This window comes from Loktanella sp. DJP18, from assembly GCF_049310965.1.
Lineage (GTDB): Bacteria > Pseudomonadota > Alphaproteobacteria > Rhodobacterales > Rhodobacteraceae > Loktanella.
On the sequence record NZ_JBMERN010000074.1, the window covers coordinates 1 to 18471 of the forward strand.

General features: G+C 64.4%; 18 protein-coding genes and 1 pseudogene. 13 read left to right on the forward strand and 6 right to left on the reverse strand.

Going from position 1 to position 18471, the window contains the following annotated elements; all coding sequences use genetic code 11:
• From ACOI1H_RS17315 to miaA, 5 genes and pseudogenes are all read right to left on the reverse strand, one after another.
• Window positions 1-538: pseudogene (locus ACOI1H_RS17315) on the reverse strand (ABC transporter permease); the annotation flags it as partial.
• A 48-nt stretch (window positions 539-586) separates the two neighbouring features.
• The gene (locus ACOI1H_RS17320) at window positions 587-1633 is read right to left on the reverse strand and encodes an ABC transporter permease (protein ID WP_422439090.1); all 1047 of its coding nucleotides are present in this window, start codon (window positions 1631-1633) and stop codon (window positions 587-589) included.
• Between the two features lie 76 nt (window positions 1634-1709).
• On the reverse strand, window positions 1710-3371 hold the full coding sequence (locus ACOI1H_RS17325; RefSeq protein WP_422439091.1) for an ABC transporter substrate-binding protein: 1662 nt from the start codon (window positions 3369-3371) through the stop codon (window positions 1710-1712).
• 229 nt (window positions 3372-3600) lie between these two features.
• Window positions 3601-4452 carry a helix-turn-helix transcriptional regulator gene (locus ACOI1H_RS17330; protein WP_422439092.1) on the reverse strand — a complete coding sequence of 284 codons (852 nt, stop codon included), beginning with the start codon at window positions 4450-4452 and terminating at the stop codon, window positions 3601-3603.
• 46 nt (window positions 4453-4498) lie between these two features.
• Window positions 4499-5407, reverse strand: coding sequence for a tRNA (adenosine(37)-N6)-dimethylallyltransferase MiaA (gene miaA, locus ACOI1H_RS17335; protein WP_422439093.1), 909 nt, complete (start codon window positions 5405-5407; stop codon window positions 4499-4501).
• 112 nt (window positions 5408-5519) lie between these two features.
• Between miaA and pyrH the strand changes: the two genes are divergently transcribed.
• The 13 genes from pyrH to lpxB all read left to right on the forward strand — a co-directional run bounded on the left by pyrH (window position 5520) and on the right by lpxB (window position 17573).
• Entirely contained in the window at window positions 5520-6242 is a 723-nt protein-coding gene (gene pyrH, locus ACOI1H_RS17340; RefSeq protein ID WP_422439094.1) for a UMP kinase, read from the forward strand.
• A 120-nt stretch (window positions 6243-6362) separates the two neighbouring features.
• Entirely contained in the window at window positions 6363-6923 is a 561-nt protein-coding gene (gene frr / locus ACOI1H_RS17345) for a ribosome recycling factor (RefSeq protein ID WP_422439105.1), read from the forward strand.
• A 69-nt stretch (window positions 6924-6992) separates the two neighbouring features.
• Window positions 6993-7721 carry a polyprenyl diphosphate synthase gene (gene uppS, locus ACOI1H_RS17350; RefSeq protein WP_422439095.1) on the forward strand — a complete coding sequence of 243 codons (729 nt, stop codon included), beginning with the start codon at window positions 6993-6995 and terminating at the stop codon, window positions 7719-7721.
• Window positions 7722-7734: 13 nt separating this feature from the next.
• On the forward strand, window positions 7735-8529 hold the full coding sequence (locus ACOI1H_RS17355; RefSeq protein WP_422439106.1) for a phosphatidate cytidylyltransferase: 795 nt from the start codon (window positions 7735-7737) through the stop codon (window positions 8527-8529).
• On the forward strand, window positions 8526-9695 hold the full coding sequence (dxr, locus tag ACOI1H_RS17360; RefSeq protein WP_422439096.1) for a 1-deoxy-D-xylulose-5-phosphate reductoisomerase: 1170 nt from the start codon (window positions 8526-8528) through the stop codon (window positions 9693-9695). Before ACOI1H_RS17355 ends, dxr begins: the two co-directional genes overlap by 4 nt.
• A 4-nt stretch (window positions 9696-9699) precedes the next feature.
• Window positions 9700-11022: an RIP metalloprotease RseP gene (rseP, locus tag ACOI1H_RS17365; protein ID WP_422439097.1), complete on the forward strand. Its 1323-nt coding sequence runs from the start codon at window positions 9700-9702 to the stop codon at window positions 11020-11022.
• A gap of 72 nt (window positions 11023-11094) precedes the next feature.
• The gene (locus ACOI1H_RS17370) at window positions 11095-11220 is read left to right on the forward strand and encodes a hypothetical protein (protein ID WP_422439098.1); all 126 of its coding nucleotides are present in this window, start codon (window positions 11095-11097) and stop codon (window positions 11218-11220) included.
• Window positions 11221-11337: 117 nt separating this feature from the next.
• Entirely contained in the window at window positions 11338-13674 is a 2337-nt protein-coding gene (bamA, locus tag ACOI1H_RS17375) for an outer membrane protein assembly factor BamA (RefSeq protein ID WP_422439099.1), read from the forward strand.
• Complete coding sequence (locus ACOI1H_RS17380; protein ID WP_422439100.1) at window positions 13674-14315, forward strand: OmpH family outer membrane protein; 642 nt, start codon at window positions 13674-13676, stop codon at window positions 14313-14315. Before bamA ends, ACOI1H_RS17380 begins: the two co-directional genes overlap by 1 nt.
• Window positions 14316-14399: 84 nt before the next feature.
• On the forward strand, window positions 14400-14873 hold the full coding sequence (gene fabZ, locus ACOI1H_RS17385) for a 3-hydroxyacyl-ACP dehydratase FabZ (protein ID WP_422439101.1): 474 nt from the start codon (window positions 14400-14402) through the stop codon (window positions 14871-14873).
• The gene (gene lpxA / locus ACOI1H_RS17390) at window positions 14873-15652 is read left to right on the forward strand and encodes an acyl-ACP--UDP-N-acetylglucosamine O-acyltransferase (RefSeq protein ID WP_422439102.1); all 780 of its coding nucleotides are present in this window, start codon (window positions 14873-14875) and stop codon (window positions 15650-15652) included. Before fabZ ends, lpxA begins: the two co-directional genes overlap by 1 nt.
• Window positions 15652-16440, forward strand: coding sequence for an LpxI family protein (locus tag ACOI1H_RS17395; RefSeq protein ID WP_422439103.1), 789 nt, complete (start codon window positions 15652-15654; stop codon window positions 16438-16440). Before lpxA ends, ACOI1H_RS17395 begins: the two co-directional genes overlap by 1 nt.
• Complete coding sequence (gene lpxB / locus ACOI1H_RS17400; RefSeq protein WP_422439104.1) at window positions 16437-17573, forward strand: lipid-A-disaccharide synthase; 1137 nt, start codon at window positions 16437-16439, stop codon at window positions 17571-17573. The genes ACOI1H_RS17395 and lpxB overlap by 4 nt, the downstream gene beginning before the upstream one ends.
• Here lpxB and ACOI1H_RS17405 read toward each other — a convergent pair.
• Complete coding sequence (locus ACOI1H_RS17405; protein WP_422439107.1) at window positions 17485-18453, reverse strand: DMT family transporter; 969 nt, start codon at window positions 18451-18453, stop codon at window positions 17485-17487. The two genes, lpxB and ACOI1H_RS17405, sit on opposite strands and share 89 nt — an antisense overlap.
• Window positions 18454-18471: the final 18 nt, after the last annotated feature.

Genomic DNA, 18471 nt, shown 5'->3' on the forward strand with positions numbered 1-18471 from the left:
CGCCACCCAGCAGGTAAAAGGGATATAGCCCCTCCTCTGGCACGGCCACGCCCGGCAGCTTGTTCTTGAGACTGGAGATCGGGCGCAGCGGGTCGTGGGTGGCGATCAAGTCGAAGACGCCGGAAAAGACCGCGGTGAAGACCCAGAACATCACGAGGCCGAAGCCGATCATGCCGACCGTGCTGTCGAAGAGCTTGCCGTAGAGGCCCAGCCGCCGCTTGAACCGGAGCGACACGACGAACAGCGCGATTAGCGCCAGAAACACCGGCAGGAACCGCCGCGCGATGCCGCCGAAGATGCCGGCACCCGGCCACGACATGACGATGCCCGCGAACAGATAGCAGACTGCCACCAACAGCGTGACGGCGAAGGTGACGTTCACCGCCTTGCCCGGCGTGCCGAGGATACCGCCGCGTGCGATCAAAGTGCCGTCGGCGTTCGATTGCAGGGTCACGGCGGGCGCGAAGAAGCTCGCCAGGATCTGGGCCACGACCAGCACGATCAGCGCCGCGAAGGCCAGGCCAAGGACCGGGTTCATCACGGAGCCGAGTGCGCCTGTCTAGGAAAGGGGGTCCATGCGAATTCCTTAGCTCAGGCGGATGCGGGGATTGAGGAAGACGTAGCCCACGTCCGAGATCAGTTGTGTCACCAGCACGACGAAGACCGAGACGATCGAGACGCCGAGCAGCAGTTCGATGTCGTTGTTCGAGGCGGCTTGCACGAGGGTCCAGCCGAAGCCCTTGTAGTTGAACAGGGTCTCGACGATCACGACGCCGTTCAGCAGCCACGGAAACTGCAGCATGATGACGGTGAAGGGCGCGATCAGCGCGTTGCGCAGGGCGTGCTTCATCACGATGTTGCCGAAGCTGACGCCCTTCAGGCGCGCGGTGCGGATGTACTGGGCGGTCATCACTTCGGTCATCGACGCACGGGTCATGCGGGCGATGTAACCCATGCCGTAAAGCGCGATGGTGATGACGGGCAGGAAGAAGTTGTTGAAATTGGCATCCTCCATCGCCGATGTCGCGGTGCCCTTGAACCAGTTCATGCCAAAGGTGCCGGTGGCGAAGACCGCGATCAGGACCACGCCAGAGACATATTCCGGCGTCGCCGTCGTGATGATCGACACGGTGGACAGGCTGCGGTCCAGCCGGGAACCTTCGCGCATGCCTGCTAGCACGCCCATGACCAGTGCGCCGGGGATCATGATCGCCATGACGCAGGCCATCAGCTTGGCCGTAAGGCCAAGGCGGGTGGCAATGATCGAAGACACGTCCTCGCGCAGCACGGTCGAGAAGCCCCAGTCGCCTTGCAGGATGCCGCAAAAGCGGGGGTCGTCGTCGGTGATCCCGGCGGCGGGCGCGCAACGGGCGCGAGTCGTGCCGTCGGACCCCTCGATCACGTAGCCGGGCAGCGCGCCCAGCCATTGGCCATACTTGATCGGCAAGGGCTGGTCATAGCCGCGATTGGCCAGCCAGCTTGCCACGGCTTCGTCGGACATGCGGGCGTTGCCTTGGGTCTTGGCGAGCTTTTCAAGGTTCGGCGACAGATTCGTAAGCCAGAACACGAGAAATGTGAGGCACAGGGCGGTCAAAAGCATGCCCGCCACGTTGCGCAGGATGAATTTCAGCATGAACGTCCTGTCCGATCGGATCAGCGGCGGGTGGGCCAGTCGAATGGGCCGTCCCTGTCAGGGGCGGCCCGGGTCTTCAAACCGCGAAGCCGAAGTTGTAGAGGCGCGGCAGGTAACCGATGTTCATCTCGCCGCCCACGACGCCCGGCCGCACATGGCGGTACAGCGACCGCCAGTAGGGCTGCAACACCACGCCGTCGTCGCGCATGATAGTCTGAAGCTTTACCATGATCTCGCGGCGGGCATCGGCGTCGGCGATGGCATTGGCGTCGTTCAAAAGAGTGTCGAACTCTGCGTTGGCAAAGCCCGTCTCGTTCCAGGCCTCGCCCGAGCGATAGGCCAGCGCGTAGGTCTGGGTGCCCAGCGGACGGTGATTCCAGTCGGTCGAGGAGAAGGGATACTTCGTCCAGTCGTTCCAGAACGTGCTGCCGGGGATGATCGTGCGCTTCACGTTGAAGCCGGCATCCCGCAACTGCGCCGCCACGGCGTCGGTCGTGTTCTTGCGCCAGTCGTCGTCGATCGAGATGATCTCCATCTCGAAGTCCTGCATCCCAGCTTCCGTCAGCAGCGCGAGGGCGGCTTCGGGATTGACTTCGACTGCGGGGATGTCGGCCCATTCAGGGTGCATCGGGCCGATGTGCATGTTGCGCGCCACCACCCCCCGGTTGGCATAGCCGAGTTCCAGGCAGACCGCAGGATCGACGGCCATGGCAATGGCCTGACGGACGCGGACGTCGGCATAGGGTTTCATGCCATCGATTTCCGCCAGCTGGTTCGTCCGGATCACGACGGTAGAGCCTGATGCGACTTCCGACTTCTCCCAGCCCATGCCGTCGAGGATGTCGACGAAGTCGCCGACGGTCTCGTAGATCACGTCGACCTCTTCGGCGGCGGCGGCGGCGACGAAGACCGACGGATCGGTGCCGTAGTCGATGAACTCGAACCGGTCGATATAGCCGCCTTTGCCGGCGGCATAGCCCCACCAGTCATGGTCTTCGTTGCGGACCAGAACCGCCTTGACGCCGACGTCGAGCTGTTCGGGCAGGTAGGGACCTGTACCCTTGGCCGTGGTCGTCATGTCGTTGGCGTTGAAATCCGCCGGGACGATCTGCGCCGGGTAATCGGACATGTTGGCGATGATCGAGATGTCGGGCACCGGCAATGTCAGCACGACGGTATGCTCGTCCGTGACGGTGATCGCGCCCTCGATCGCCTTTTCGGTAGCGGGATCGATCAGCGAGGCCATACGTCCGGCCATCGAGTTGCCCTCGACGGACTTGTCGCACCAACCGGTGATGTTGCGTGCCACGTCCTCTGCGTTAAACGGGGTGCCATCGTTCCAGGTCACACCCCGGCGGACGTTCAGCGTGTATTCGGTGGCGTCGTCGTTGACCTCCCAGCTTTCCAGCAACATCGGCGCAAAGGTGCCGTCATTGTTGTATTCCACGAGGTATTCGAGCCAGCCCGCGGTGATGTAGGCGATCTGCGGCCAGTCGAAGACTCGCGGGTCCTTCAGCGCCCGGACTTCCATCTGGATGCGCATGGTCCCGCCCTGCTGGGCGTGCGCTTCGGCCTGCACGGGCGCAGAGAGCCCCAGCAGCCCATAGGCGGCTGTCGCGGATACCCCAAGTGCCGTGGTGCGCGACAAGAATTCGCGCCGGCTCAGCTTGCCCTGCGCAACTTCGGCTGCATACATCCGTGCGGCCGAGTGAAGGCGGCCCCTCGGTCGTTTGGTCATGTGTTGGCTCCCTGACATCTTTTTCTGGCAGGGGCGCTCAGCCGTTTGGCGGCCACAAGATGGCCTGAAAACGACATCCACAATCCCCATTGCGCCCATGAGGCACGATGTTAAAGCGCAGGTCAATGGAGATTTGCGCACATTCATGTGCGAATACCGACACGTAGCGGGGTCCGCAGCAGGGCGAAACTATCCCAAAAGCGACATTCCCGGGCGCGCCGGGTCGGTATCAGCGTTGCTGCACTGCCGCACCCGTGCGCCGGAATGTGCTGGGGCTGACACCCGCGCGGGCGTGGAAGGCGCGGCTGAAATAGGCGGCGGATTGAAACCCGGTATGGGTGGCGATGTCCTGCACGGGCGTCCTGGTGTCGCGCAGCATGACACAGGCTTCGTAATGGCGACGGTCGGCCAGAAGGCCGAGTGCCGATTGTCCACAGGTCTGACGGCAGCAGCGGGTCAGGTGCGTCGGCGTGACGCCGAGATCGGCGGCATATTCGGCAACCCCGCGATCCGTGCGGAAGTCACGTTCGATCAAGCCGGTGTAGGCGGCCACGAGGCGCGCGGCGCTGGTCTGCGACCGTTGCTGCGCGGGATCGACAGTCAGCACCGCGATCTGCCGGGCAAAATAGACCGACAGCAGGCCCGCATGGTAATGCGCGGCCCGCCGGCTGTGGGGACGCTCCGACACCATCTCGCGCTCCAGCCCTTCCAGCAGGGACAGTATCTCCTTCTGGCTGGCGACATCGCGCAGGCGCAGGTGGACGGGGGCGTCGGGCCATTCGGGTGCCATCGCGGCAGGCAGGGTCAGCATCTGGCCAAAGACGCTTTGCCCGATCTCGAACCCGTACATCGTGTGGGCAGGAATGAAGATGAGGTTGTTGGGGCCGTAGCCGCTGGTCAGGCCGGCCACCGTGATCCGGCCCTGTCCACGGGCAAAGAAGATCAGGCGGGGCGTCGCATGACTGCGCATCGCCTCGGTTCGCCAGCGACTGGCCTGCGGCCCCTGGCCCAGGGCGTGCAGTGCAAGGGTGGTGGGGGCAGGCGGCGGGGCGAGCGGCGTAGTCATGCTGTCTTTGGGCATCGGGCCAGTCCTGTCGGAGGTGGCGCAAGTCTGCGGCGGGTGGATTTCAAAGACAACGCCCTATTGATGCCACATCGGGCAGCCCTGTGGACAGATCTGTGGATGATGCATCGATCCGGTGCCATTGGCGCATTCGGCGGGCAAAATATGTCCTTTGGCGCTTGGCATATTGGCGGATCGCGACGATGGCGGCCTCTCGCGCGGCGGTCAGCGTGATTTCGCCGTCGAGGTGGGCAATCAACGCGGCGGCCCCAATCGCGCGAGAGGATTGGTGCGCGGGGTTCCAGCGGTCGTGCATCGCGGCTGCCTCTGCCAGTGCGCCCCGATCCAGCATCATGTCGAAGCGGCGTGCGATGCGGGGCGTCAGCCAGTCCCTGGGCGCGTCGATCAGGACGGGCACGGCCGCATTCAGCGGCAGCAGCGGCGGCGGCGTGTCGTCCTGCCAGTCGGCCAACCCGCGGCCGGTGGCCTGCAACACCTCCCACGCGCGCTGCACGCGGGCGCGGTTGGCCGTGTCGATACGCCCGCGTGTCACGTCGTCGATCTGGTCCAGCAAGGCGGGCAGGGGCAGCGTATCGCCCCGCAGGCGCACGTCGGGCGGCGTCGCGGGTATATCGGCCAGCCCCTCGGTCAGGGCGGTGAAATAAAGACCGGTGCCGCCCACGATGATCGGCCTTTGGCCCGCCAGCAGGGGGGCTGTGTCGCGTAGCCAGTGCCCGACGGAATAGTCCGCGTCAAACGGCACATGACCGTAAAGCCAGTGCGGGGCCTGCACCATGTCCGCATCGGACGGCCGCGCGGTCAGCAGACGCCAGCCGTCGTAGACCTGCATCGCGTCGGCGTTCACGATCACGCCGCCGTGGCGTCGCGCGATCGCCAACGCGAGCGCCGACTTGCCGCTGGCCGTCGGTCCGGCGATGAGGACGGGGGTCTCGGGGCCAAGCGGCGGTATCATCGGCGATTTCTGTTTTACGCCGCAGCACGGCATTGAACCTTTGCTGCATATGCTTCATTTTGCGCGCGAGCGAAAGCCGCGACGCCCACCGCCCCAGCAAAGGACCATCACGATGACCGAAAACCGGACGAAATACGGGCGCGTGATGCTCAAGATCTCGGGCGAGGCATTGATGGGGGACACGGCCTTCGGCCTGCACCCGCCCACCGTCCAGCGCATCGCCAGAGAGGTGAAATCGGTTCACGACATGGGCGTCGAAATCTGCATGGTGATCGGTGGCGGCAACATCTTTCGCGGATTGCAGGGGTCCGCACAGGGGATGGAACGCACGACCGCCGACTACATGGGGATGCTGGCCACGGTGATGAATGCCTTGGCGATGCAGTCCGCGCTGGAGGAGTTGAAGATCCACACCCGCGTCATCAGCGCCATTCCGATGGACCAGGTCTGCGAGCCCTACATCCGCCGCCGCGCCGTGCGCCACCTGGAAAAGAAGCGCGTCTGCATCTTTGCCGCAGGCACCGGCAACCCCTATTTCACAACCGATACCGCCGCGACCCTGCGGGCGAATGAAATGAGCTGCGAGGCGATCTTCAAGGGCACCAAAGTCGACGGCGTCTATGACAAGGACCCCAAGAAGCACAGCGATGCCAAACGCTACGACCGGATCAGCTATGACGAGGTGCTGCAGAAGCATCTTGGCGTGATGGATGCCAGCGCCATCGCGCTGGCCCGCGACAACCATCTGCCGATCATCGTGTTCAGCCTTGACGACACGGGCGGATTCAAGGGAATCCTCGCAGGCGAAGGCACCTCGACCACCGTTCACGACTGAAACTGGCCGGGTTCTGCCACAGTCGGCTTTTCCCCCGTGGCGTGACCTATACAAATTAACGGCTTTGTCCTAAGAGCAGGCAAGGCAGGCCGCTGGCCGCAAGACAAGAGCATGACCGATATGGCAGAAGACTTCGAACTCGATACCGACGACCTGGGCCGCCGCATGGACGGTGCCATCGCGAACCTGCGGACCGAACTGGCGTCGCTGCGCACCGGCCGCGCGTCCGGGTCCATGCTGGAACCGATCATGGTGGACGCCTATGGCAGCCCGACCCCGATCAACCAGGTCGGCACGGTGAACGTGCCGGAACCTCGGATGGTGACGATCAACGTCTGGGACAAGGGCCTTGTGAACAAGGTCGAAAAGGCGATCCGCGAAAGCGGGCTGGGCATCAATCCGCAGATGAACGGCACCATCATCATGCTGCCGATCCCGGAGTTGAACGAAGAACGTCGCCGAGAGCTGACCAAGGTCGCCGGCCACTATGCCGAGGCCGCGCGCGTGAGCATCCGCAACCTGCGCCGCGACGGCATGGACCAGATCAAGAAGAACAAGGACGGCATGGCCGAGGACGACCAGAAATTCTGGGAAGCCGCCGTGCAGGAGCTGACCGACATCCACATCAGGAAGGTGGATGAGACGCTCGAGATCAAGCAGGCCGAGATCATGCAGGTCTGACCTGCGCCCCTTTTCAGCGTAACGCGTAAAAGGCCCATGTCGGGTCGTATTGACGGAAAATGTGCCACCATGCCAGACACGGACAACACGACCAGCGAAAACCCCAACCATGTCGCCATCATCATGGACGGCAACGGACGCTGGGCCACGCTGCGCGGACGGCCGCGTCTTTTCGGACACCACGCCGGGGCCCGCCGCGTGCGCGAGATCGTGCGCGCCTGCCCGGACCAGGGCGTCAAGTATCTGACGATCTTCGCCTTCTCGACCGAGAACTGGAAACGGACCCAGTCCGAGGTCGCTGGCCTCATGGCCCTGTTCCGCCGCTACATTATGCGCGAGGCGAAGGCGCTGTTCGACGAAGGCGTGCGCGTCCGCTTCATCGGTGACCGGATCAAGCTGGACGCCAAGCTGGTCGCGCTGATGGACAATCTCGAGCTTTACACGGCCGGCAACGACAAGGTGCACCTGACGATCGCGCTCAATTACGGCGGCCGCGACGAGGTCACCCGCGCAGCCCAGCGTCTGGCTTTCGAAGTGGAGCAGGGCCGTCTCTCCTACAAGGACGTCGACGCCGAGACCCTGTCGAAGTTTCTCGATACCCGTTTCCTGCCCGACCCTGATCTGGTGATACGCACCAGCGGTGAGGCGCGGATCAGCAACTTCCTGTTGTGGCAATCGGCCTATGCCGAATACGAATTCATCGACACGCTCTGGCCCGACTTCTCCAAGGAGGTCTTTGCGCAGGTGCTGTCCGGCTATGGCAAGCGCGAACGTCGGTTCGGCGCGGTCATGGCCTGACGTGGCCGACGGAATGCGGTCAAGCTCCGGCAAGTGGGATGACCTGACCGTCCGCGTCGCCTCGAGTGCTGCGATGGTCGTGGTGGGGGCCGCCGGCGTCGTGCTGGGCGGAATCTGGTTCCAGATGATGGTTGTCTTCGTGACGGCGGTATTGATCTGGGAACTATGGATGATGATCGCTCCGGACCTGCCGACGCAGGGCATGTTGCAGGCGGCACTGACCGCCTCGGTCCTGTCGGGGATGCTGGCCTATGCCACGCCGCTGGGACTGCTGCTGTTCCTTGTCGTGCCGGTCATTGGATCTTGGCGGGTCAAGCACGAACGCCTGTCCTTCTTCTTCTTTTCGCTGGGTATCCAGATCGCGGGCTGGGGCCTTGTCACGTTTCGCGACGACTACGGTTGGGTCTGGATTCTATGGGTCATCTGCGTGGTCGTGGCGACCGACGTTTTCGGCTACATAATCGGCCGATCTGTCGGCGGGCCGAAGTTCTGGCCAAAGGTCAGCCCCAAGAAGACCTGGTCCGGCACCGCCGGTGGCTGGGTCGCGGCGGGTCTGACGGGCTATCTTTTCACGTTCTTTACAAGCGCCGGTCTGGAAGTCGTGCTGCTTTCCGTGATCCTCAGCTTTGCCAGCCAGTTGGGCGACGTCGCCGAAAGTGCGCTAAAGCGGCGGATGAAGGTGAAGGACAGCTCTACCCTCATCCCCGGCCACGGCGGCCTGTTCGATCGGTTCGACGCGCTTCTGGGCGCATCGCTGTTCATGCTGTTCGTCGCCGGTGCCTTCAACGTGCCGGGGGTCGCCTTTTGAGGCGCATTTCGATCCTCGGTGCGACCGGGTCCATCGGGCAAAGCACCATCGACCTGATCCGGCGCGACCCCGGCGCCTATGACGTCGTGGCACTGACAGGCGGTTGCAATGCGGCGCAATTGGCAAAGGATGCCAAGGACTTGCGCGCCGACGTTGCCGTGGTCGACAGCGCTGACTGTTATGCCGAGTTGAAGGACCTTCTGGCCGGTTCAGGTGTCGAGGCGGCTTGTGGTCCGGTGGCCATCGCCGACGCGGCCCGCCGCCCGGCCGACTGGATCATGTCCGCCATCGTGGGCGCTGCCGGTCTGCCGCCTGGCATGGCGGCGCTGGAACAGGGCACGACGCTGGCGCTGGCGAACAAGGAATCGCTGGTGACGGCGGGACCCTTGCTGATGGCAACGGCCCGCGACGCCGGGGCGACGATCCTGCCCGTGGACAGCGAACACTCTGCCGTCTTTCAGGCGCTTGTGGGCGAGGACATCGCGGCGGTCGAACGCATCGTGATCACCGCATCGGGCGGCGCGTTTCGTGACTGGCCGCTGGAACGCCTGCGCACGGCCACGCTGGACGAGGCGTCCAGTCATCCGAACTGGGCAATGGGCCAGCGCATCACGATCGATTCCGCGTCCATGTTCAACAAGGCCCTGGAGCTTATTGAAACCAAGGAGTTTTTTGGCATCGACCCCGACCGGATCGAGGCGATCGTCCACCCGGAATCGCTGATTCACGCGCTTGTCGGGTTCCATGACGGTGCGCTGATGGCTCATGTCGGACCGCCGGACATGCGCCACGCCATTGGCTATGCGCTGCACTGGCCGGACCGACGGCACCTGCCCGTGGCCCGGCTTGATCTGGCACAGATCGGTGCGCTGACGTTTCGCGCGCCGGACGAGGCGCGCTGGCCGGCCTTGCGCCTTGCCCGAGAGGTCATGGCGGCGGGTGGTCTGATGGGCACGGTCTTCAATGCGGCGAAGGAGGCGGCGCTTGACGCCTTCATCGCCGGACGCATCGGGTTCATGGACATGAGCGGGATCGTGGAGGACGCGCTCGCCACGATGTCGGCGCAGGGGGGGCAGCATAATGCCGCATTGTCGCTGGATACGATCATGGACATGGACCGTCAGACGCGCCTGCGCGTGACGGAACACTTGGAACACCGGGGATGATACCGTGGATTTGACGACGCTCGTACCGCAGCTTGGCGGCGGCCTTTACACGTTGCTGGCCTTTGTCGTGTCCCTGTCGATCATCGTGGCGATCCACGAATACGGCCATTACATCGTGGGTCGCTGGTCCGGTATCCATGCCGAGGTCTTCTCGATCGGGTTCGGCCCAGTTCTGCTGTCGCGCAGGGACAAACGCGGGACAGTCTGGCAGGTCGCGGCGCTGCCCTTTGGCGGATACGTCAAATTTCTGGGCGACGCCAATGCGGCCAGTGTCGGCGGTACCGAGACGGTGCAGGGCAGGGATGCCCGCCATACCATGCTGGGCGCACCCTTGTGGGCGCGCGTGGCGACGGTGGCGGCCGGCCCGGTCTTCAACTTCATCCTCGCGGTGGTTCTGTTCGCCGGATACGTCATGGTCGCAGGAACACCGCGCGATCCCGTGACCTATGCCGCAGAGGTGCCGCTGCCGCCGGCCTATGCGTCGGAGTTGCAACCGGGCGACGAGATCCTGCGGATCGGCGATCAGGACACGACAGAGGGTCTTGGGCTCGATACGCTGCCGGTCACGGAACGGGTCGACTATACGGTCCGCCGTGACGGGGCAGAAACCGTGGTGCAGGGACCATTTCCGATTCCGCCGCGTGCCTCTGGCGTGACGCCACGGTCTGCCGCAGATGATGCAGGGATCAGGATCGGCGACGTCATCACCGCCATCGACGGCACCCCGATCTTTGCCTTCGACCAAATCATCGACGTCGTGAACGCGGCGGACGGGCGCGACCTGAACCTGTCGATCTGGCGAGATGGCACGACGCGAGACGTGACGCTCGCGCCTCGTCGCATGGACCTGCCGCTGCCCGACGGCGGGTTCGAGACGCGCTGGTTGATCGGCATCAGCGGTGATCTGTTCTTTGACGCGGCGACCGAAAGCGTCGCGCCCTGGACGGCGGTCTGGATCGGAATGCAGCAACTCTGGATGTCGATCACAACCTCGCTGTCGGCGTTGAGCCATATCGTGACAGGCGCGATCTCCACCTGCAATCTGTCGGGTCCGGTCGGGATCGCGCAGACCAGCGCCACGATGGCAAGCCAGGGCACATCGAGTTACGTCATGTTCATCGGCATGCTGTCGGCGGCCGTCGGCCTCTTGAACCTGTTTCCGATCCCGGTGCTGGACGGCGGCCACCTCGTGTTTCACGCCTACGAAGCGGTGACCCGCCGCAAGCCGTCGGACCGCGCGCTGAACGTGCTGATGACGGCCGGGGTCGCCATCATCGGGGCCTTGATGGTCTTTGCGCTGCTCAACGATCTGGTGCTCTGTCCCTGAGGTGTCACCGACTTGCCGTATTTTTGCCCCAGTCCTCGGGTAGTCATTCATTGACAATCCAAGGAGGCCGACATGCAGACCATATCACGGAAATACAATGGAGTTGCGACGTTGATGTCCCTGAACTGGGATCGCCTGCTGACGACCGGAACTCTGATCTTTGCGCTTTATGCCGGGACCTACATCGCCCTTCTCTGATTTGCCGCCTACGACAGGTTGACATGCACGCCCCCGGGCGTGCTTGTTCGTTTTGACATCCTGCCCCTTGTCCGGTAATTCCAATACAACTGGGGAATACGGGTAGCAGGCGCTTTTATGACAACGAGACAGACTGGCGCTGGCGTGCCGCTTCGCATGTGGATCGCTCGGACGACTGCGATCGTGACGCTTCTGGGGGCGGGGGTCATCGGCACCGTCGCGATGGCGCAAAGCTACGTCTTCAACACCGTCCAGATCGAGGGCAACCAGCGCGTCGCGGACAGCACGATCTTGTCGTTCGCCGGTATCAGCCGGGGTGAGGCCGTAAGCGCGGACCAGTTGAACAGCGCAGGACAAAGCATCCGCGCCTCTGGCTTGTTCGAAAGCGTCGATGTGCAGGCGCGGGGCACCACGCTGTCGATCAGCGTCGTCGAATTCCCGACCGTCAACCAGATCTCGATCGAGGGGAACCGCAGGCTTTCCGACGCCGAATTCCTGCCTCTGCTGGAAAGTGTGCCGCGCCGCGCTTATTCGCCCGCCGTGGTGGAACGCGATGTCGCGACAATCACCGACCTCTATGCCCGGAACGGCCGCATCAACGCCTCTGTTACCCCTCGCATCATCCGCCTGAGCGAGAACCGCGTGAACCTTGTGTTCGAGGTGCAGGAATCCGGCGTGACCGAGGTGCAGCGCATCAGTTTCGTCGGCAACCGCAGCTTCTCGGACCGGCGGCTGCGCGGAATCCTCGAAACCAAGCAGGCGGGACTTCTGCGGGCGATCATCAGCCGCGACACCTATTCGCAGGACCGCATCGATTTTGACAAGCAGGTGCTGACGGACTTCTACCAGTCGCGCGGGTTCGCTGATTTCACGTTGCAGAACGTCGATGTGACGCTGACGCGGGAACGCGACGCCTTTCTGATCACCTATAACATTCAGGAAGGGCAGACCTTCACCTTCGGCAATGTGTCGGCCAGTTCCGACCTGCCCGAGGTCAACGTCGCCGCCTTTCAGCGCGCCCTGACAACCCGGAGCGGTGCCACCTATTCGCCCGGACAGGTGGACCGCGACATCGCGCGGCTGGAACGGTTGGCGATCCAGCAGGGTCTGACCTTCGTCGCCGTGGAACCGCAGATCACCCGCAACGACCGCGACCTGTCGCTGAACGTCGACTACAGGCTTGTGCGCGGACCGCGCATCTTTGTCGAACGGATCGACATCGAAGGCAACCAGACCACGCTGGACCGCGTCGTGCGCAATCAGTTCCGCACGGTCGAAGGCGATCCGTTCAACCCGCGCGAGATCCGGCAGGCCGCCGACCGCATCCGCGCACTTGGCTTCTTCACCACCGCCGCGGTCGATGCCCGCGAGGGAACGACGCCGGACCAGGTCATCATCGACGTCAATGTCGAAGAAGCGCCGACCGGGTCGCTGTCCTTCGGGGCCAATTACAATACCGACAACGGCGTGGGACTTGTCGCGAGTTTCCGCGAGGCGAATTTCCTGGGACGCGGACAGGCGTTGAGCTTTCAGATATCGACCGCGCAGTCCAATCAGGTCTATGATTTCAGTTTCAGCGAGCCGAACTTTCTGGGTCGCGACCTGCGGGCCGGGGTGGATTTCACCTACCGCACCACCAACAACGAAAATGCGGACTACGACACGGACCGGCTGCGGTTCAGCCCCAGCCTGACGTTCCCGGTCAGCGAAAGCGGACGCCTGACGACATTCGCGGCCTTCACCTATGACGATCTGTCCGGCGACCTAGAGGGGATCAGTCCCTTCATCCAGGAAGAGGCGGATCAGGACGGCCTCTTCAACACCTCGATCGGTTACAACTATTCCTTCGACAACCGCCGCACCGGCCTCGATCCGACGGCGGGCTTCGTGCTGCGCTTTGGGCAGGAATTCGCGTTCGGCGACACGCAGTTCATCAAGACGACTGCGCTTGCCGCGGCCGAACGGAAGGTCCTGAACGAGGATGTGACCCTGCGCGCGACCATCGAGGGCGGGCATCTGGCCTATCAGCAGGGGTTCAGCCGGGTCACGGACCGCTTCTTTCTGAATGGCAACACGCTGCGCGGATTCGAGGCCAAGGGTGTCGGGCCGCGTGACTTCCAGCCCGGTGCCGATCCGGCGATCGACGACGCGCTTGGCGGAAATTCCTACGCTGTCGCCCGGCTCGAAGCGGAGTTTCCGCTGGGCCTGCCGGAAGAATACGGGATCAGCGGCGGCGTCTTTGTCGATTACGGGTCGGTCTGGGATGTAGGCCGCGATGGGCCGGCCGGCACCGCCATCATCTACAATGGTTTCACGCCGCGATCGACGGCCGGCTTGTCGATCTTCTGGACGACGCCGCTGGGACCGCTGCGCTTCAACTTCACCGAACCGTTGATGGCCGAGGATGAGGACCAGACCCAGGCCTTCGACGTCACGATCTCGACGACGTTCTGATGCGTGCGGCGGTGTTCGGCCTGCTGGCCGGGCTGGCTCTGACCCAGCCCGGTGCGGCTCAGCAGGCCCAGCCGCCTGTCCCCACATCGGTCCTGATCATCGACAGCGACCGGTTGTATCAGGAATCGCGCTATGGACAGCAGATCCGCGCCCGGTTGGATGCGGATGCCGAGACATTGAAGGCCGAGAACGACCGGATCGTCGCTGCCCTGACCGAGGAAGAGCGCAATCTGACCCTGCGTCGGCCCAGCCTGACGCCCGAGGATTTCCGCAAGGAGGCGGTGGACTTCGACACGAAGGTCCAGGGCATACGACGGGCCCGCGACGCGAAAGAAGTTGCCTTGCAGAATGACCGTCTGGCCGCGCAGAAGGACTTTTTCAGCGAAGTGCAGACCGTCGTGGGACAGCTCATGCTGGAACGGGGGGCGACCGTGACGCTGGACCAGCGATCCGTCTTCGTGGCCTTGACGGCGGCCGATGTCACGGACGATGCCATCGGCCGGATCGACGCGGCCTTTGTCGATGCGCAGCCTGTCGCCGCCCCCGCCGGGGGTGACCTGATCGAAGGCTCATCCGTCGTCGGAATCCCCGACGCCCCGGCACCCGAAAGTGGGCAGGATCAGGTCCCGCTCGACCGCTGACAGGTCCATGCCCTTGCCGGTGACGTGATCGTTTGCTAATCACGCGGGGCTGCCCTGGCGCAGCGCCAGACCGAAGGAATTCCGATGACCGAAGCCCCGACCGATCCGATCACGGACTGCGACATTCAGCTGATCCAGGCGATCCTGCCGCATCGCTATCCCTTTTTGCTGGTCGACCGCGTGACGGATATCAACGGCACGGCCTCGGCCACGGGCATCAAGAACGTCACGATGAACGAGCCGCATTTCCAGGGTCATTTTCCCGGTGCGCCAATCATGCCGGGCGTCACGATCATCGAGGCGATGGCCCAGACGGCGGGCGTGATGGTCGGGGCGTCGATGGGGCTGATCAATGGCGATCTGCTAATCTATTTCATGTCGATCGATGGCTGCAAGTTCCGCCGCAAGGTCATCCCGGGCGACCGCATGGTGATGAAGATCACGACGCTGCGCGGCAAGCCCGGTGCGAAGGTCTGGAAGTTCCACGGCCGCGCCGAGGTGGATGGAGAGTTGGCCTGCGAATGCGAGTTCGCCGCGATGCTGGACATGCGCGGCTGATGCCCGACATCCATCCCAGTGCCATCGTCGAGGACGGCGCGGTGATCGGCGCGGGCAGCGTTGTCGGCCCGTTCTGCCTGATCGGTCCACGCGTCGTGCTGGGGACGGGTGTCACGGTGAAAAGTCATGCAGTCGTTACCGGCGACACGCATGTCGGCGACGACACCACGATCTTTCAGTTTGCGGTGATCGGAGAGGTCCCGCAGGATCTGAAGTTCAGCGGCGAGGATACCTGCCTGCGCATCGGCGCGCGCAACCGCATCCGCGAGCATGTGACGGTGAATTGCGGCACCGCCGGCGGTGGTGGACTGACCCGCATCGGTGACGACTGCCTGCTGATGGCCGGTTGCCACGTCGCGCATGACTGCATGATCGGCGACCGCGTGATCATCGTGAACTCTAGCGCCGTTGCAGGCCATTGCATTCTGGAGGACGACGTCATCGTCGGCGGCCTGTCGGGCATCCACCAGTTTGTGCGGATCGGTCAGGGGGCCATCATCGGGGCGTTGTCGATGGTCACGAACGACGTGCTTCCGCATGGCCTGGTCATGGGACCGCGCGCGACGTTGGAGGGGTTGAACCTTGTCGGCCTGAAACGGCGCGGTATGGCGCGGGTCGATATCGCGGCCCTTCGGGCGGCCTATGCGGTCCTGCGCGACGGCGCAGGCACCTTTCACGCCCGTGCAGACAGCCTGTCGGGCAGTGATAGTGCCGCCGTGCAGCAGGTGCTGGCATTCATCAGATCGGACAGCGACCGCAATTTCCTGACGCCGCACTGATGCTTGCGTTGATTGCCGGAACCGGCGATCTGCCGCGCGCGGTGCTGGCGGCCTTGCCTGACCGGCCCCTGATCTGCGCGCTGGAGGGATTCGAGCCGTCGGTGACGCCGGACATCACTTTCCGGCTGGAACGACTGGGGAGCTTCCTCAGGGCACTGGAAACGCGCGGTGTCACGCGCATCTGCATGGTCGGCAGCGTGCGAAGGCCCGCCTTGCAGGTGTGGGCCTTCGACCTTGCGACCCTGAGACTGGTGCCGACGATCCTGCGCAGCATCCGAAAGGGCGACGATGGCGCGCTGCGGGGTTTCATCGCCGTGCTGGAGGCGCGAGGTTTCGCCGTTGTCGCCGCGCAGGATGTCGCGCCGGACCTGCTGCCCCCGGCAGGTGTGCTGACGCGGGCGCATCCGGCACCGTATCACGTACATGACGCGTCGGTCGGGCAGGGTCAGGTGGCGCTGATGGGCGAGGCTGATCTGGGACAGGCCTGCGTCGTCCGCGACGGTCGCATCATCGCAACCGAGGACGAGGGCGGCACCGATGCCATGCTGATCGGTGCGCGCGACATCGCGGTCGGGGCGGTCCTGTTCAAGGCCCCCAAGCCGCGACAGGATCGTCGGGCGGACCTTCCAGTCATCGGCGTGCGGACGGCGATGGACGCGGCTGCCGCCGGACTGGCCGGGATCGTGATCGAGGCGGGGGGCGTCATGGTGCTTGACCTTGCGGGCGTGATCGACGTGCTGGACGACCAGGGGATGTTCCTGTGGGTCAGGCCTAAGGAGGCTGCATGAAGGTTTTCGTGATTGCAGGAGAGCCGTCTGGCGATGCCTTGGGCGGCGCGGTCATGGCAGGGCTGCGGGACCTTTCGCCTGGCGTCACGTTCGACGGGGTCGGCGGCCCCTTGATGCAGGCGCAGGGCTTGGTCAGCCGGTTTGGGATGGACGAGCTCTCGTTCATGGGGCTGGCTGAGGTGCTTCCGAAATACCGTGCGTTGCGGCGGCGGATCGCGGAATGTGCGCAGGCCGTGCTGACGACGCGGCCCGACGTTTTGCTGACCATCGACAGCCCCGATTTCTGCCTGCGCGTGGCAAAGCAGGTCAAGGCGAAATCGGACATCCGCACCATCCATTATGTGGCACCCACCGTCTGGGCCTGGCGTCCGGGGCGGGCGGCAAGGATGGCGCGGCATATCGATCATGTGCTGGCTCTGTTTCCGTTCGAGCCGCCCTACATGACGGCGGCTGGCATGACCTGCGATTTCGTGGGTCACCCCGTCGTGGCGCAGCCGACTGCGACAGAGGCCGAGGTGGCGGCGTTTCGGCAGGCGCACGATCTGGGGCACGGCCCCTTGGTGCTGGCGCTTCCGGGGTCGCGCAGGGGCGAGGTGACACGGCTGGCCGACACCTTTGGCGGCGCGCTACGTCTGCTGCAGCAGACCGCGCCGGATCTGCGGGTCGTGGTGCCTTCTGCGGCACCTGTGGCCGACCTCGTGCGGGACCTGACGGCGGGCTGGCCGGGTCGCCCCGTTCTGATTGCGCCGACCGATGCGGCGGGCAAGCGCGCGGCGTTCAGGGCGACCGACGTGGCGCTGGCGGCCTCCGGGACGGTGTCGCTGGAGCTTGCGGCTGCGGGGACGCCGATGGTCATCGCCTACGACATGGCGTGGCTGTCGCGCCAGATCATCGGGCGGATGCTGCTGGTCGATACGGTCACGCTGGTCAACCTCGTGTCGGACACCCGGACCGTGCCGGAATTCATCGGCCCGGACTGCACGTCGTCACGGATCGCGGACGGTTTGCGGGCTGTGCTGGCTTCACCCGCGGCGCAGCAGGCGGCTATGGCAGTGACGATGGACCGCCTGGGGCGGGGCGGGGAAGCGCCGGGCCTGCGGGCGGCGCGGTCGGTGCTGGCGCACGTCGGTTGAGGATCAGCAGACCGGTCGCCAGAAGGGCGAAGCCCATGAAGGCATGCGGCGGCAGGGCCTCTTTCAGGACCAGCGCCCCCAAGAGGATCGCCACTGGCGCGATCAGCAGCGTGACAAGCATCAGATTGCCGGACCCGGCCATCGCGAGGACTCGGTAATACAGCAGGTAGGCAAATGCCGTGGCCACGACGGCGTAATAGCTTATTGCAGCCCAGGTTGCAGGTTGACGCGGCAGGACCAGGGGGCCTTCGACGATCCAGGCAGCGGGCAGCATGATCATGCTCGCGGCGGTCAGCATTCCGGCTGCGGCGACGGGCGGCGGCAGGTTCGCCAGACGCTTGCGCGCCCAGACTCCCGCAAGCGCGTAGGACACGGTGCCGCCGATCACGGCAATTTGTCCCAGGGACCGCAGATCGAGGGTGCGCAGCTGGTCCAGCCCGACGGCCGTGGCCACCCCAGCAAAGCCGAACGCCGTGCCAAGGGCGCGGCGTGGGGTCAGGCGTTCATCCGCCAGAAAGATCGCGGCCGCCACGACACCGAAAATGGCGGTACCGGCATTCAGGATCGCGGTCAGCCCCGTTTCGATATGCTGCTGGCCCCAGGCCATCAACGAAAAGGGTATGACGTTGTTCAGCAGGCCCATCCCGAGGAATCCGACCCAGATTTCCGGGTCGCGTGGCAGGCGCAGGCCGCGCCAGAACACGTAGGCCCACAACAGCAGGGCCGCCCAGACCACCCGATGCGCTACGACCGTCAGAGGGCCGATCTCGTTCAACGCGACACGGATGCTCAGGAATGAACCGCCCCAGATCAGGGCCAGCAGCAAAAGCTCTGCCCAGGCGCGGAGAGAGATGGATTTCTGCAAGGTTGGCGTTGTCATGTCGGCAGATGACGCCTC

Excerpts from the sequence above, each read along its gene's own strand:
- ACOI1H_RS17355 (WP_422439106.1), top strand. The coding sequence starts at position 7,735 with ATGCGGTCAAGCTCCGGCAAGTGGGATGACCTGACCGTCCGCGTCGCC.
- lpxA (WP_422439102.1), top strand. The coding sequence starts at position 14,873 with ATGCCCGACATCCATCCCAGTGCCATCGTCGAGGACGGCGCGGTGATC.
- frr (WP_422439105.1), top strand. The coding sequence starts at position 6,363 with ATGGCAGAAGACTTCGAACTCGATACCGACGACCTGGGCCGCCGCATG.
- ACOI1H_RS17325 (WP_422439091.1), bottom strand. The coding sequence starts at position 3,371 with ATGACCAAACGACCGAGGGGCCGCCTTCACTCGGCCGCACGGATGTAT.
- ACOI1H_RS17395 (WP_422439103.1), top strand. The coding sequence starts at position 15,652 with ATGCTTGCGTTGATTGCCGGAACCGGCGATCTGCCGCGCGCGGTGCTG.
- ACOI1H_RS17370 (WP_422439098.1), top strand. The coding sequence starts at position 11,095 with ATGCAGACCATATCACGGAAATACAATGGAGTTGCGACGTTGATGTCC.
- bamA (WP_422439099.1), top strand. The coding sequence starts at position 11,338 with ATGACAACGAGACAGACTGGCGCTGGCGTGCCGCTTCGCATGTGGATC.
- ACOI1H_RS17320 (WP_422439090.1), bottom strand. The coding sequence starts at position 1,633 with ATGCTGAAATTCATCCTGCGCAACGTGGCGGGCATGCTTTTGACCGCC.
- ACOI1H_RS17330 (WP_422439092.1), bottom strand. The coding sequence starts at position 4,452 with ATGCCCAAAGACAGCATGACTACGCCGCTCGCCCCGCCGCCTGCCCCC.
- fabZ (WP_422439101.1), top strand. The coding sequence starts at position 14,400 with ATGACCGAAGCCCCGACCGATCCGATCACGGACTGCGACATTCAGCTG.
- pyrH (WP_422439094.1), top strand. The coding sequence starts at position 5,520 with ATGACCGAAAACCGGACGAAATACGGGCGCGTGATGCTCAAGATCTCG.
- miaA (WP_422439093.1), bottom strand. The coding sequence starts at position 5,407 with ATGATACCGCCGCTTGGCCCCGAGACCCCCGTCCTCATCGCCGGACCG.
- lpxB (WP_422439104.1), top strand. The coding sequence starts at position 16,437 with ATGAAGGTTTTCGTGATTGCAGGAGAGCCGTCTGGCGATGCCTTGGGC.
- ACOI1H_RS17405 (WP_422439107.1), bottom strand. The coding sequence starts at position 18,453 with ATGACAACGCCAACCTTGCAGAAATCCATCTCTCTCCGCGCCTGGGCA.
- ACOI1H_RS17380 (WP_422439100.1), top strand. The coding sequence starts at position 13,674 with ATGCGTGCGGCGGTGTTCGGCCTGCTGGCCGGGCTGGCTCTGACCCAG.
- uppS (WP_422439095.1), top strand. The coding sequence starts at position 6,993 with ATGCCAGACACGGACAACACGACCAGCGAAAACCCCAACCATGTCGCC.